At 69.5% G+C, this 13,098-nt stretch carries 11 protein-coding genes; 5 read left to right on the top strand and 6 right to left on the bottom strand.

Going from position 1 to position 13,098, the window contains the following annotated elements; genetic code table 11:
• Nucleotides 1-6: 6 nt before the first annotated feature.
• Nucleotides 7-1,104 (top strand): LacI family DNA-binding transcriptional regulator, encoded by a 1,098-nt coding sequence (locus ABFX45_RS18045; RefSeq protein WP_346131236.1) that lies wholly within the window; start codon nt 7-9, stop codon nt 1,102-1,104.
• 172 nt (nt 1,105-1,276) lie between these two features.
• Nucleotides 1,277-2,605 (top strand): MFS transporter, encoded by a 1,329-nt coding sequence (locus ABFX45_RS18040; protein ID WP_346131234.1) that lies wholly within the window; start codon nt 1,277-1,279, stop codon nt 2,603-2,605.
• 6 nt (nt 2,606-2,611) lie between these two features.
• Here ABFX45_RS18040 and ABFX45_RS18035 read toward each other — a convergent pair whose 3' ends face one another.
• The gene (locus ABFX45_RS18035; RefSeq protein WP_346131232.1) at nt 2,612-3,418 is read right to left on the bottom strand and encodes an SAM-dependent methyltransferase; all 807 of its coding nucleotides are present in this window, start codon (nt 3,416-3,418) and stop codon (nt 2,612-2,614) included.
• 146 nt (nt 3,419-3,564) lie between these two features.
• Between ABFX45_RS18035 and ABFX45_RS18030 the strand changes: the two genes are divergently transcribed.
• The gene (locus ABFX45_RS18030; protein WP_346131230.1) at nt 3,565-3,813 is read left to right on the top strand and encodes an AbfB domain-containing protein; all 249 of its coding nucleotides are present in this window, start codon (nt 3,565-3,567) and stop codon (nt 3,811-3,813) included.
• 215 nt (nt 3,814-4,028) lie between these two features.
• Here the strand turns inward: ABFX45_RS18030 and ABFX45_RS18025 are convergent, their stop codons facing one another.
• The 5 genes from ABFX45_RS18025 to ABFX45_RS18005 are packed head-to-tail and all read right to left on the bottom strand — an operon-like array spanning nt 4,029 to nt 9,660.
• A complete protein-coding gene (locus ABFX45_RS18025) occupies nt 4,029-6,179 on the bottom strand; it encodes a xanthine dehydrogenase family protein molybdopterin-binding subunit (RefSeq protein ID WP_346131228.1) in 2,151 nt (716 codons plus the stop codon).
• The gene (locus ABFX45_RS18020) at nt 6,176-7,144 is read right to left on the bottom strand and encodes an FAD binding domain-containing protein (RefSeq protein WP_346131226.1); all 969 of its coding nucleotides are present in this window, start codon (nt 7,142-7,144) and stop codon (nt 6,176-6,178) included. Before ABFX45_RS18020 ends, ABFX45_RS18025 begins: the two co-directional genes overlap by 4 nt.
• The gene (locus ABFX45_RS18015) at nt 7,141-7,716 is read right to left on the bottom strand and encodes a (2Fe-2S)-binding protein (RefSeq protein ID WP_428834160.1); all 576 of its coding nucleotides are present in this window, start codon (nt 7,714-7,716) and stop codon (nt 7,141-7,143) included. The genes ABFX45_RS18020 and ABFX45_RS18015 overlap by 4 nt, the downstream gene beginning before the upstream one ends.
• The gene (locus tag ABFX45_RS18010) at nt 7,713-8,804 is read right to left on the bottom strand and encodes a PQQ-dependent sugar dehydrogenase (protein WP_346131224.1); all 1,092 of its coding nucleotides are present in this window, start codon (nt 8,802-8,804) and stop codon (nt 7,713-7,715) included. The genes ABFX45_RS18015 and ABFX45_RS18010 overlap by 4 nt, the downstream gene beginning before the upstream one ends.
• 16 nt (nt 8,805-8,820) lie before the next feature.
• Nucleotides 8,821-9,660 carry a helix-turn-helix transcriptional regulator gene (locus ABFX45_RS18005; RefSeq protein ID WP_109638682.1) on the bottom strand — a complete coding sequence of 280 codons (840 nt, stop codon included), beginning with the start codon at nt 9,658-9,660 and terminating at the stop codon, nt 8,821-8,823.
• A 181-nt stretch (nt 9,661-9,841) separates the two neighbouring features.
• Between ABFX45_RS18005 and ABFX45_RS18000 the strand changes: the two genes are divergently transcribed.
• Complete coding sequence (locus ABFX45_RS18000; protein ID WP_346131221.1) at nt 9,842-11,902, top strand: HelD family protein; 2,061 nt, start codon at nt 9,842-9,844, stop codon at nt 11,900-11,902.
• Nucleotides 11,903-11,993: 91 nt separating this feature from the next.
• A complete protein-coding gene (locus ABFX45_RS17995; protein ID WP_346131219.1) occupies nt 11,994-13,085 on the top strand; it encodes a pentapeptide repeat-containing protein in 1,092 nt (363 codons plus the stop codon).
• Nucleotides 13,086-13,098 lie beyond the last annotated feature (13 nt).

Raw genomic sequence — 13,098 nt, 5'->3', positions numbered from 1 at the left:
TAACCCATGTCGGGAAGGGGCGGTACGGCGTTGACTGCCGCGGACACCTCGCCAGGAGCACCACCACCGGAGCCGTCCGGCCGCAGAAAGCGCGGTGTCTCCATAGGTGACGTCGCGCGGCTCGCCGGCGTCTCGTCGCAGACGGTTTCCCGAGTCTCCACCGGCCACCCCAGGGTGATCGCCTCCACCCGCGAGCGCGTCCTGGCGGCCATGGAAGAACTGGGCTACCGGCCCAACAACGCCGCGCGGGCGCTGAGGCTGGGCGAATTCCGCACCATCGGCGTCGTCCTCTTCACGTTGTCCACCACCGGAAACAGCCGCACTGTCGAAGCGATCGCCGACCACGCCGCCGCCGAGGGCTACGCGATCACCCTCATCCCCGTGGCGTCACCAACCCAGGACGACGTCCTCGGGGCGTTCACCCGGCTCGAGGAGCTGGCCGTGGACGGCGTCATCGTGATCATGGAAGTGCACCTGCTCGACGCCGCCACCGTGACGTTGCCGCCCGGCGTCCAGGTGGTCGTGGTGGATTCCGACGCGGGAGACCGCTACGCGGTCGTCGACAGCGACCAGTTCGACGGGGCGCGGCAGGCCGTTCGCCACCTGCTGGAGCTCGGGCACCGCACGGTCTGGCACGTAGCCGGCCCCACCGGGTCATTCGCCGCCGAACGCCGCACCAACGCCTGGCGCACGACTTTGCAGGAGGCGGGCCGCCGTGTTCCGCCCGTCGAACGAGGTGACTGGTCGGCGGAGTCGGGATACCAGGCCGGCCTGCGACTAGCGGAACAAGACCGGTGCACCGCCATATTCGCCGCCAACGACCAGATGGCGCTGGGCGTGCTGCGAGCCTTGCACGAGCACGGTCGCTCCGTGCCCGGCGACGTGAGCGTGGTCGGGTTCGACGACATCCCGGACGCGGGTTGCTTCCACCCACCGCTGACCACGGTCCGCCAGGACTTCGCCGAGGTGGGCCGCCGCTGCGTGGAGCGACTGCTCCGGCAGATCCGCCGCGAAGCGGTCGAACCCGGCATGGCCCTGGTGCCCACCCGGATGGTTGTGCGTCACAGCACGGCCCGGCCTCGCCGCGGACGACAATCCACTTAGGACGGAACCCGAGGTACACCTGTTGTCGCCACTGATCAACGACGCACTCAACGGGGCGTTACAACCACAGAGGTGAACGTTCTCACGTGGGAGCGCGGGGCAGCCGCACGTAGGCTTGCCGCCGTCCGGGCCACGAGGTGTCTGGCCCACCCCCCGTTTGAGGAGTTGCACCGTGCGGCGAACCATGCCGCCGATGTTCCGCGCGCTGCGCCATCGGAACTACCGCCTGTGGGCCACCGCGGACCTGATCTCCGTGACGGGCTCGTGGATGCAGGTCATCGGCCTCAACTGGGTGGTGCTCGAACGCACCGGATCCGCGACCTCGGTCGGTTTCTCGGTACTGCTCAGCACGCTGCCCGCCGTCCTTCTCGGCCCGTGGGCGGGTGCGCTCGCCGACCGGTTGCCGGTGCGCCGAATCGTGCTCGTCTGCCAGACACTGCACGCCGTGCTGGCGGGGGCACTCGCGGTGGCCATCTGGTCGGATCTGCCGATGGCGGCGGTCTACGCACTCACCGTCACCGCCGGCCTGATCTCCGTGTTCGACGGTCCCGCGTTCGGCAGGTTGAGCAGCCAGATCGTGCCGCGTGACGGTCTCGCCAACGCGGTCGCACTCGGTTCCGTGGTCAGCTCGGTCGGACGGATTCTGGGCATGAGCACCGCGGCGCTGCTGATCGCGCTCGTCGGTGCGCCGATGTTGTTCGTGCTCAACGGCCTCAGCTTCGGTGCCGTCATCGCCGCCGTCCTGTGCATTCGCCGCGAGGAGCTGCATCCCCTCGCCGCCAGCACCGCGTGCCGCGCCGGAGTGCGGGACGGCCTGCGCTACATCGTCAGCAGTGGTCGCCTGCTGCTGCTCGTCGCGCTCGGGTTCGTCTTGTCCTGTCTGGGCCGCAACTACCAGGTCACCATGGCGGCGATGAGCACCGACGCGGCCATGTACGGCGTGCTGTCGTCGGTGTTCGCCATCGGAACCGTCCTCGGCGGGCTGTTCGCGGCAGCGCGACCGAGGCTGTCCGTGCGGCTGCTGCTCGTGGCGGCCGGCCTCGCCAGCGTGCTCCAGGCCGCCGGTGGCCTCCTGCCCGGCCCCGTCGCGTTCGCCGTCGTGCTCGTCCCGATCGCGGCCGCGGCGGTGCTGATCGACACCACCATGAGCACCCGCCTGCAGCTCGACTCCGAGGAGGGCATGCGCGGCCGGATGCTCGCGATCAGCGGGTCCACCGGCGCGGCCGCGGGCGCGCTCGGTGCTCCCCTGCTCGGCTGGCTGTGCGAGCGGATCGGAGCGGACACGACGTTGGTGCTGGCGGGCACCACAACCCTGCTCGTGACCTTGAGCGCGGCCACTCTCTTCGCCGCATCGCCACAACGACGGACAGCGCTCGCACACCGCGTGCTGCGCCGGCACCGCAGTGCCCCGCACCCCGCCGGGCACCCGCACCAGCCCAAGCCGCTCACCCGCCCACGCCGCCATGCTCGGGTGCTAGCCGCGACGAGGACCACGGTCTGAGCAGCGTCAGCGCTTGCGGCCGACCGCGGCGAGCCCGGTGAACCGCTCCGGCTGGTCGTCGACGTCGTCGAGCGACACGGGCCGCCACAGCGGCAGGAACACCACTCCGGGCTCGACCAGGTCGAAGCCGTCCATCAGAGCGATGACCTGCGACTTGGAACGCATCGTCATCGGGCTCGCCGTGCGGCGGCGGTAGAGGTCCTCGTGCGAGCCGGCCTTCTCCGGCTGGCCGTCCTGGCTGGCGTGCGAGACGACCAGGAAGCTGCCGGGAGCCATCGCTTCGCGGTAACCGGCGATGACGGCGGCCGGGTCGTCGGCGTCGGGGACGAAGTGCAGCACCGCGACCATCATGACCGCGATCGGCTCGTCGAAGTTCAGCAGCGAACGCACTTCAGGACTGCCGAGCACCTGCTCCGGGTGGCGCAGGTCGGCCTGCACCACCGCGGTCCGGGGGTCGTCGCCGAGGATGGTGCGGCTGTAGGCGACGGCGATGGGGTCGCTGTCGACGTAGACGACCCGCGTGCCGGGCGCCGCGTCCTGCGCGACCTGGTGCACGTTACCCGCGGTCGGGATACCCGAGCCGAGGTCGAGGAACTGCCGCACCCCGGCGTCGACGCAGAACCGCACGGCGCGGCGCAGGAACGCCCGGTTGGCCTGCATGATCAGCGGGAGGTCCGGCCACATCTCGATCGCCTGCTGGGCCATCTCGCGGTCCACCGCGAAGTTGTGGGCACCACCCAGGTAGTAGTCGTACACCCTGGCCACGCTGGGCCTGGTCAGGTCGATCTCCCCCGGCACCGGTTCGCTCGCCACGCTCGCCTCACTCCGACAGGTCTGGCCGGCTGCTGCGCCGGACTCCGCCTCGGGTGACGCTACCGCCCTCTCCTGTTGGTCAAGGTGAAGGCGCGCCTCAAGACCTGCCGACGGCTGGCGGTGCCAGTCAGAAGGGTCCGAGAGCAATGGCCGACAACGGTGCGCGCGCCACAGAGGTACAGCATGAATCGCAGTTCGTTGCACGCGTAGACGCCTTCGCACCGGATTTCGCCCAAACCTGGACCACGTTGCGCCTGGCTTCGTCGTCGTGGAGTTCCTTCCAGTCCTACAACCACCCCGATCGCTACATCCGGCACTACGCCTACGAGTTGAGGCTCGCCCCGATCACCACCGCGGTCAGCCGCAGCGACGCCACGTTCCGCGTCACCAGCTGACCCCGGCACGGCAGGAGGCTGGACGTCGACAGCGGCGACGTAGCACTGTTCGCGGCGGATCTGCGACCGTTGCGGGAGAAGGCGGGCAGCCCCAGCTACTGCCTCCCACGCGGCTGAAACTCACCGCGACCGCGCACGCGGGTCCGCTGGTCGCATCGCCGTATCCGGGACTGGCGGCGTTCATCCACACCACGATGATCAACCTGATGGCCAGATCACTGCGTCAGGAGTTCTCGCAGCAGTTTGTCCTGGGTGAACGGGAGGTCACGGATCCGGCGGCCGGTGGCGTGGAAGATCGCGTTGCCGATCGCGGCGGGCACGCCGGTGATCGGTGTTTCGCCGAAGCCCCTGGCCCCGAGGGCCGTGCTGACCGGATCCGGCTTGTCCACGAAGATCGCCTGGATGTCCGGCACATCCGCGTTCACGGCAAGCAGATACGTCGACAGGTTCGGGTTGACCACCCGCGCGGTCCGGCGGTCGAGCACGGTGTGTTCCATCAACGCATTGCCGATGCCCCAGGTGAATCCACCGATCACCTGGCTGCGTGCGGTCTTGCGGTTCATCACGCGGCCGGCGTCGTACGCGCCGACTCCGCGGGTCACGCGCACTCGGCCGTAGCGCGGATCAACCCGGACTTCGACGAAGACCGCTCCGGTGGAGTAGCCCCTGGCGTTGGTCATGGTGCTGGTGTTCTGCACCGGCGCGCCATGCCGTGCCATGACGGCTCGATAGCTTTCGCGGCGGGAACGGTCCGGCGAGAACAAGTACCCGTGCTGCGTGACGATCTGCTCGGCAGGCAGGCCGTACAACGGTGACGCGGGATTCGACACAGCGAGCTGGACGACGGCGGTCCGCACGGCCGACGCGGCCGCGTTGACGGCGCCGGTGACGCTGGCGATCGTCCCGGACCCCGCCGACAACGCCGCCGCTGGGAAGTTGGTGTCGGCGAGCTCGACCTTGACCTGGTTCAGCGGCACGCCGAGGGCTTCGGCGACGACCTGGGTGAACACCGTGTACGTGCCCGTTCCGATGTCCTGCGTGGCTGTCTGGCTCAGCACGGTGCCGTCCGCTGCCATCCTGACCATTGCCGAAGACGGGCTGGCGCTGTGGTCGTGTGCTTCGGTAGCCATGCCCCAGCCGACGAACTCGTGACCGTCCTTTGTGGAACCCGGCTTCGGGTTGCGGCGTGACCAGCCGAAGGCGTCGGCGCCGAGGTTGTAGCACTCCAGCAGGAACCTGCTCGAGAAGCGCTCCCCCGTGGTGGGGTTCACGTCGGTGTAGTTGCGCCTGCGCAGCTCGACCGGGTCGACACCGAGCTCGTAGCTCAGCTCGTCCAGCGCCGTTTCCAGTCCGAAGTGGGAGGCCATCTGCGGTGAGCGCATGAACCGCGACGTCGGAACGTCGAGGCGGACTCCTTGTTGCCGGGTGTGGATGTTCGGGCAGGCGTAGAGCATCCTGCTGGAAATGCTGTGGCTGTACATGTTCTCGCTGGTCCTGGACAGCTGCTGGGTGCTGACGTGCACCAGCGCGGTGAGGGTGCCGTCCCGTTTGGCGCCCAGGGTGACCTGTTGCCAGAACTCGGCGCGGTGACTGACGATCGAATACATCTGGGACCGCGCGAGCACCATCTTGGCTGGCCGCCCGAGCTGCCGGGCGATCGCGGCGTTGAGCAGCGAGTGCGGCCACACCGGTGACTTGCAGCCGAACCCGCCGCCCAGGTACGGCGCCAGCACCCGCACGTTGGTCTGCGGGATGGCGAAAGCGGTGGCGAAGGTGCGTTGGGCGTTGACGACGCCCTGGGTCGTCTCGTGCACGGTCAGGCGATCGCCGTCCCACTGCGCGACTGTCGCATGGGGCTCTATCGGGTTGTGGTGGTGTGGCGGGCTCGAGTAGTTCTGCTTGACGGTGACTTCGGCCGCGGCCAGGCCCGCGGCCGCATCGCCGACGATCACTTCCTGGTTCGCGGGCAGGTAGACCTCCGCCAACGCGTCGGCGATCACCGCTTTCGGGGTTTCCGGAGCGTAGGTGACGCGCACGAGCTCGGCGGCTTCCTGCGCCTGCTCAAGTGTAGTGGCGACCGTGATGGCCACGATCTGCCCGTTGTAGTGGATCTGGTTTCCCTGCAACGGCATGAAGTGCTGCTCGCTGGTCAGTCGAGGCGCGTTCTCGTGCGTGAACACCTCGACGACTCCGGGGACCGCACGGGCAGCGGTGGTGTCCACGGCCGTGACCCGGCCGCGAGCGATCGTGCCCATCACCAGGTGGCAGTACAGCATTCCGGGCAGCGTGCGGTCGGCGGCGTATCGGGCGGTGCCGGTGACCTTGGCACGTCCGTCGACGCGTTCGACAGGCTGTCCGACAGTCATCGCACACCTCCGAGATCTCGCAGCAAGCCATCGAGCGCGCGTTGGACGAGGTCCACCTTGAACGCGTTGTGGTCACGGGTGACGGCACCGCGGACCAACGCACGCCCGGCTTCGGTGATTGTCGTCGTGGTGAGCGGCTTCCCGCGCAAAGCGTCTTCGGCTTCCGGCGAGCGCCAAGGTTTTGTGGCCACGCCACCAAATGTCAGCCGGACGTCTCGCACGGTGTTGCCGCGCATGGCCAACGCCGCGGCAACGGACACGACCGCGAACTCGAACGTCGCGCGGTCACGCAGTTTCAGGTACCTCGACCTGGCCGCGAGCGGGGTCACCGGGATCTCGAACCCGGTGATCAGCTCGCCGTGCCCGAGCACGGTCTCCTGATCCGGCGTCGTGCCGGGAACGACGTGGAGATCGGCGAACGGGAACCGCCTGCGGTCGGTCAGCACGACGGCGTCCACTGCCAGCAGGGCCACCGCCAGGTCCGACGGGTGCACGGCGAGGCAGTGATCGCTGCCGCCGAGGATCGCGTGGCCGCGGTTCTCACCTTCGAGCGCGGGGCATCCGCTGCCGGGAGCCTTCTTGTTGCACGTGGTCCCGCTGTCGCGGAAGTACCCGCATCGGGTCCGCTGCAGGACGTTGCCACCGACCGCGGCCATGTTCCGGACCTGCGGGGACGCGGAGTTCAGCAACGCCTCCGACACGACGGGCAGGGATCTGCGGACAGCAGGATGCGCGGCCACGTCGCTCATCCGGGCCAGCGCGCCGATCCGGATCACGCCGTTGCGCTGCACGATGTCGCCCAGCGCCAGACCGTTGATGTCGATGATCACGCCGTGGCTCTGGGCGCCGTCCCTCATCAGGTTCAGCAGGTCCGTTCCGCCCGCGATGAACCGTGCGCCGGGTTGCCCGGCCAGCCGCACCGCCTCGGCGACGTCGCGAGGCGCGGCGTACGTGAAGTTCCTCATTTCGCCGCGTCCTGGATGGCGGCGACGATGTTCGGATAGCACGCGCACCGGCACAGGTTCCCGCTCATCCACTCGCGGATCTCGTCCGCCGAACGGGTGTGCCCCTCGGAGATGCAGGCGACACCGGACATGATCTGACCGGGTGTGCATCCTCCACATTGGAGCGCATCACGCCGGATGAACGCCTCCTGCAGCGGGTGCAGCCGGTCACCCCGTGCCAGGCCTTCGATCGTGGTGATCTCGGTGTTCTGGCGCATCACCGCGAGCGTCAGGCAGGACTTGATCCGCCGCCCGTCGGCCAGCACCGTGCAGGCGCCGCACTCACCGCGGTCGCAGCCCTTCTTGGTGCCGGTGAGGTCAAGACGCTCTCGCAAAGCGTCCAGCAACGTCACGCGGGGTTCGACCCCCAACCGGTGGTCGTGTCCGTTGACGCGCAACGTTATGTCCACAGAGGACTCTGTCTGCGCTGCCGCTGCGGACGTTACCGCGCGCGTTGCCACGAAGGTCGCGGTGACGGCGGCACTTCCCGCCCTCAGCACGGTTCGCCGCTTGTACTCCGAATCAGCTGTCACGACAGGTCTCCTGGGATTTTGTCAGCGTGTGGGAACCGCAGGACGTGATCGTCACCCTCACGCGGCTGACGCGGGTGGTTGGACGTGGTGAGCCAGAGCGCGCCGTCGGGGGCGATCTCCACGGTCCGCAAGCGACCGTGAACGCCGGGGAAGTACGCCTTCGGCTCACCGATGCGGCCTTTGACGAGCGGCATGGTGTACAGCCGTTGGCCGGTAAGGCAGGCCATGTAGAGCGTGTTGCCGGAGATGGCTATGCCCGAAGGGCCGGCTTCGGCGGTGGGAAAGGTGATCAGCGGGTTGGTGAGACGGCCGTTGTCGGTGTCCCCCATGCCTTCCACCATCGGCCAGCCGTAGTTGCGGCCGGGCCGGATCAGGTTGATCTCGTCGACGGCGTCCTCGCCGAACTCGGAGGAGTACATCCGGCCCCGGGCGTCCCAGGCGAGGCCTTCCGGGTTGCGGTGGCCGTAGCTCCAGATCGGCGAGTGGGGAAACGGGTTGCCCGGCGCCGGGCGGCCGTCCGGCGTGACCCGCAGGATCTTGCCGTTGAGGTTGGTCAGATCCTGCGCGTTTCCGGGGTTGCGGCCATCACCGACGGTGGCGTACAGCATGCCGTCCGGGCCGAACTTGAGGCGCCCGCCACTGTGGTTCTCCCCGCGGGTGAAGGCCAGGACGACCTCGAGCGGTTCGTCGGTGCCGAGTGTGAACCGGGCGATCCGTGACTCGCCGCCGACGGCGGTGTAGTAGACGTACACCCGTTTGTCCCGGGCAAAACGGGGCGAGAGATCCAGGCCGAGCAGCCCGCCGTCACCACCTGGGAGGTACACGTCGGGAATCGTGCGGACGAGCTCGGGTTCGCGACCCGGCCCGATGCGCAGAACGCGGCTCGTCTGTCGTTCGGTGATCAGCGCGTCGCCGCCGGGCAGAAAAGCCATGCCCCACGGCATCTGGATGTCGGTGGCGATCACGGCGGGGGCGGCGCCGAGGTCTGGCGTGCGCGAGCTGGACGACGCCTCGGCGGTCAGGCCGGTGAGAGACAGGGCGATCAGGGCGGCAGCGGTCCACCGCAGAGTTGGCGCGTACGTGGTCATGGGGTCTCCTGGAGATTTACCGCAACGCCTGGGATCCCACGACGGCCAGCATCTCGAGTTTGGCGACCGAGTCGGTGCCGACCGCCGGCGTGAACCACAGCAACCGCTGCTTGCCGTCCTCGCTGAGCAGATTGAGGCAGTTCACCTCCAGCAGCCCGAGTTCGGGATGCACCAAACGCTTGCGGTCGTTGCGGCGGAACGCGACATCGTGGCGCTTCCAGTGCTCCGTGAACTCCGGGCTGCGTGCGGTCAGATCCGCGATCAGCGCGGTCACCTCGGAGTCGTCGCCACCACGGCGGGCCATCGCCGCGCGGAGGTCGGCGACGAACGAGCGCGCGTAGTAGTCGTGGTCCTCGACGGGGTAGATCGCCCGCGACGCCGGGTCGGTGAACCACCGGTGCACGAAGCTCGCCGTCCACCCGGTCGGCGGCGGTGCCGGGCCGACCAGCGCGGCCGCCAACCGGTTCTGCACCAACGTCACGCGCAGATCCGTGACCACCTGAGCCGGCGTGCCGTCCAGCCGGTGCAGCAGGTCGAGCATGCTGGGATGGACGTGGTCGGCAGGGCCGCCGTGCGCGGGCACCGCGCGGCCTGCCAGGTAGAAGAGGTGGTCGCGCTCGTCACGGCTGAGCCGCAGCGCTCGGGCGAGCGCCGCCAGCATCTGCTCGGACGGCTGGGCACCGGCACCGCGCTCGAGCTCTGTGTAGTAGTCGACCGAGGCGCCGGCCAACTGCGCCACCTCGTCACGACGCAGTCCTGACACCCGGCGCCGCGGACCAGCGGGCAAGCCGACATCGGCAGGCCGGATCCGGTCCCGGCGCGACTTGAGGAACGCTCCCAGCTCGACGAGGTTCACCCCACCAATGTGCGTGATCACAGGTCGGGCAACCAGGGGTTGTCGGCACCTGGATAAGCAATCCTCAAGTGGTCGCGGCGCCCTGGGCGGCTGAGGCGGTGGAAAAGAACAAGACTGTTTTCCGCGGATGTCGCTGTGCACTCTCGATGGCACTGATCGCCGACCCAGGGGGCGTGCGGGTGTGACCGGCAACGACATCGACCGCGAGATCGACATCGAGCAGAAGTACGTGGCGGGCCTGTACGCCCGTGTGGATGCGCTGCGCGAGGCGGCGGCCGCGCGACTGGTGGCCGCGCGGCGTGCCGGGGAGCGGGAGGCGGTGGCCGTCTGGCAGGCGGAGGTGGCCCGGCTGGAGGCGGTGGAGCACGGGTTGTGCTTCGGGCGGCTGGACATGCACGACGGTCGGCGCGTCTACATCGGCAGGCTGGGCCTGTTCCGGGACGAGGGCGGAGAGCCGTTGCTGGTGGACTGGCGCGTACCGGTGGCGCGGGTGTTCTACACCGCGACGGCGACCGATCCGCACGGCGTACGACGGCGGCGGCGCATCACCACGCGAGGCCGGACGGTCATCGCTCTGAACGACGAGCTGCTGGACGCGGACGGTGCCGGCATCAGCGGTCTGGTCGGCGAGGCGGCGTTGCTGGCCGCGGTGACCACGGAGCGAACCGGGCGGATGCAGGACATCGTGACCACCCTCCAAGCCGAACAGGACCGCATCATCCGGCACGAGTCCAACGGGGTGCTGGTGGTGGAGGGCGGTCCCGGCACGGGCAAGACAGCCGTCGCGCTGCACCGCGTCGCGTACCTGCTGTACACCCGTCCGCACCTGCGCACCCGCGGTGTCCTGGTCGTGGGTCCCAGCCGGATCTACCTCGACTACATCGGCCAGGTCCTGCCGGGTCTCGGCGAGAACAGCGTGGTGACGGCGACCATCGCCGACCTGTGGCCGGGTGTCGAGGGCAGCCGGACGGACCCGCCGGAAACCGCCGAGCTCAAGGGCCGGTCGATCATGGCCGAACGGCTGGCGGCCGCGGTGCGGTCGAAGGTGCAGATACCGGACACCCCGGTCGAGATCGAGTTCGAGCAGGAGGTGCTGCGGCTCCACCCAGGCACCTGCGGCCGTGCCGTGCAGAAGGCCAGGCGGACCGGCCTCCCGCACAACCAGGCCAGGCTGGTCTTCCAGCGGGAGATCGTGGACGTGCTCGCGCGGCGCCTGATCGAGGGCATGGAGGCGGTCGTGCTCACCGACACCGGCGAGGCGATCGACGGCGGCAGCCCGGACGGCCGTCTCGGCGAGGCCGACCTGCGCGCTCTGGCCGCCGCGGGTGTCGTGCTCGGTCAGGACGACGGCGGACCGAGAACCCTGCTGGACGAGACCGACCGGGCCGGTCTGCGGTGCACATTGCTCGCCGACACCGGCGTCCAGGCCGCCCTCGACGGGCTGTGGCCGCCACTGACCCCGGAGCGCGTGGTGTCGGACCTCCTCGGAGAGCCGGCCGACGGCTGGAGCGCCGCGGACATCCCGTTGCTGGACGAGGCGGCCACCCTGATCGGCCACGGCAACGACCGCGCGACGTTCGGGCACGTGGTCGTCGACGAGGCACAGGAACTGTCCGAAATGGCCTGGCGGATGCTGATGCGCCGGTGCCCCGCCAGGTCGATGACCATCGTCGGGGACCTCGCCCAGACCGGAAACCCGGCCGGCACCTCCTCGTGGGACCGCGTGCTGCGGCCACACGTGCGCGACCGCCGGCAACTCACCCGGCTCACCGTCAACTACCGCACACCGGCGGAGATCATGGCCGCCACCGCCGACCTGCTCGCCGCCCACCATCCCGCAACGCCGCCACCCCGGTCGGTCCGTTCGGCCGGCGAGACACCGTGGCGTGCCCGCACCACCCGTGCCGACCTGCCCACGGTCATCGCCGGCCTCGCCTCAACACACACCGACGGCCAGCTCGCGATCATCACCCCGGCCATCCACATCGGACCGCTGGCCGCCGCGCTGTCCCTCGCCACGCCACCGGACCTGACCGGCAAGGTCGTGCTGCTCACCCCCGAGCAGGCCAAGGGCCTGGAGTTCGACTCGGTCCTGATCGCCGACCCGGCCACGATTCTCACCACGCCACTCGGCCACAACGACCTGTACGTCGCCATGACCAGAGCCACCCGCCGGCTGGGAATCGTGCACCCCGGCCCACCACCGGCCGAGCTGTCCGCCATGCGGGAACTCCAGCCCTGACGACGCCCGCATCCCCATCGGCAGGCGCTCAACCCCGGCCTGGGTCAGGACCACTGCTGCGCGTGCGCGAAGGTTCGAGTTACATGACCGAGTGCCGCGACGACACGAGGGTGTGGACGAAGAACTGCTCCGCCGGGCGTACCGGACCCACGATCGCCCCCGCCGAGCCCGCCTGGTCGCGCTGCTGCTGGTCGGGCTCGCCGTCGCGGCGGCCGTGTGGCAGTTGATCCGCCTGCACCTCGTGCCGTCGTGGGACGACCTGCAGCGGTGGTGGCCAGCGCTGGCCGCCGTTGCCGCACTGGTGGTCGCCGCGGTGCTGTGGTGGCGCACCCGGCCGGTCGGTTCTCCCAGCTCACCCGGCTCGTCCAGCTCGTCCCGGGAGAGCCGGTGGGCCCGGATCAGCGGTATCGTCACCGCGATCACGGCGGTGCTCGCGCTGCTGTTCACCGCGTTGTCCCTGGCGGCCACCCGCGACCAGATCGAAGTGGCGCGGCAGGGCCAGATCAACGACCGCTACACGCGTGCGGTCGACCAGGTCGGTGCGCAGGGGCCGGAGAACCTGCATCGCCGGATCGGCGGTATCTACGCGTTGGAGCGCATCGCGGCCGACTCGCCGCACGACCACCAGTCGACCGTGGTCGAGGTGCTGTCGGCGTTCATCCGCTCGACCAGCCCGCGCCCGAAGAACGGCACCTGCGGGGAGACTCCGGTGGACGTGCTGGCCGCGTTCACCGTGCTGGCCCGCCGGAACGTCACTCTCGACCCGAAGCCGATGGTGATCGACCTCAGGGACACGTGCCTGCGGGCCGCGCGGGCGCCGCAGGGCAACCTGACCGGGATGTCGTTCGTCGGCGCGGACCTCACCGGGGCGAACCTCAACGCTGCCCGCCTCGGTCTGACGTCGTTCTCGAAGGCCACGATGGTCGAGGTGCGTCTCGACACGGCGGACATGACCGACGGCTTCGTGTTCTGCGAAGACGCGGACTTCACGCGGGCCACGTTCGCGTCGGCGAAGTTCGGCAGTGCGGACTTCTCCGGCTCGACGTTCATCGACGCCACCTTCGACCACGCCGACCTCGGCCACACCGACTTCTCCGGCGCCCGCCTCACCGGCGCGAAGCACACCGACACGAAGAGCGGCAACGCGAAGAAGGACGCGGCCACGATCGACGCGTGGTGGTGAGGCGCGGTCAGAA

The organism is Lentzea roselyniae, assembly GCF_039537795.1.
Lineage (GTDB): Bacteria > Actinomycetota > Actinomycetes > Mycobacteriales > Pseudonocardiaceae > Lentzea > Lentzea atacamensis.
The sequence above is the reverse complement of the archived record's forward strand: the minus strand, read 5'-3'. Positions and strand labels throughout refer to the sequence as shown.

Bases quoted from the DNA above. Each gene is read 5' to 3' on its own strand.
- ABFX45_RS18020 (WP_346131226.1), bottom strand. From the start codon at position 7,144: ATGAGGAACTTCACGTACGCCGCGCCTCGCGACGTCGCCGAGGCGGTG.
- ABFX45_RS18025 (WP_346131228.1), bottom strand. From the start codon at position 6,179: ATGACTGTCGGACAGCCTGTCGAACGCGTCGACGGACGTGCCAAGGTC.
- ABFX45_RS18010 (WP_346131224.1), bottom strand. From the start codon at position 8,804: ATGACCACGTACGCGCCAACTCTGCGGTGGACCGCTGCCGCCCTGATC.
- ABFX45_RS18030 (WP_346131230.1), top strand. From the start codon at position 3,565: ATGGCCGACAACGGTGCGCGCGCCACAGAGGTACAGCATGAATCGCAG.
- ABFX45_RS18045 (WP_346131236.1), top strand. From the start codon at position 7: ATGTCGGGAAGGGGCGGTACGGCGTTGACTGCCGCGGACACCTCGCCA.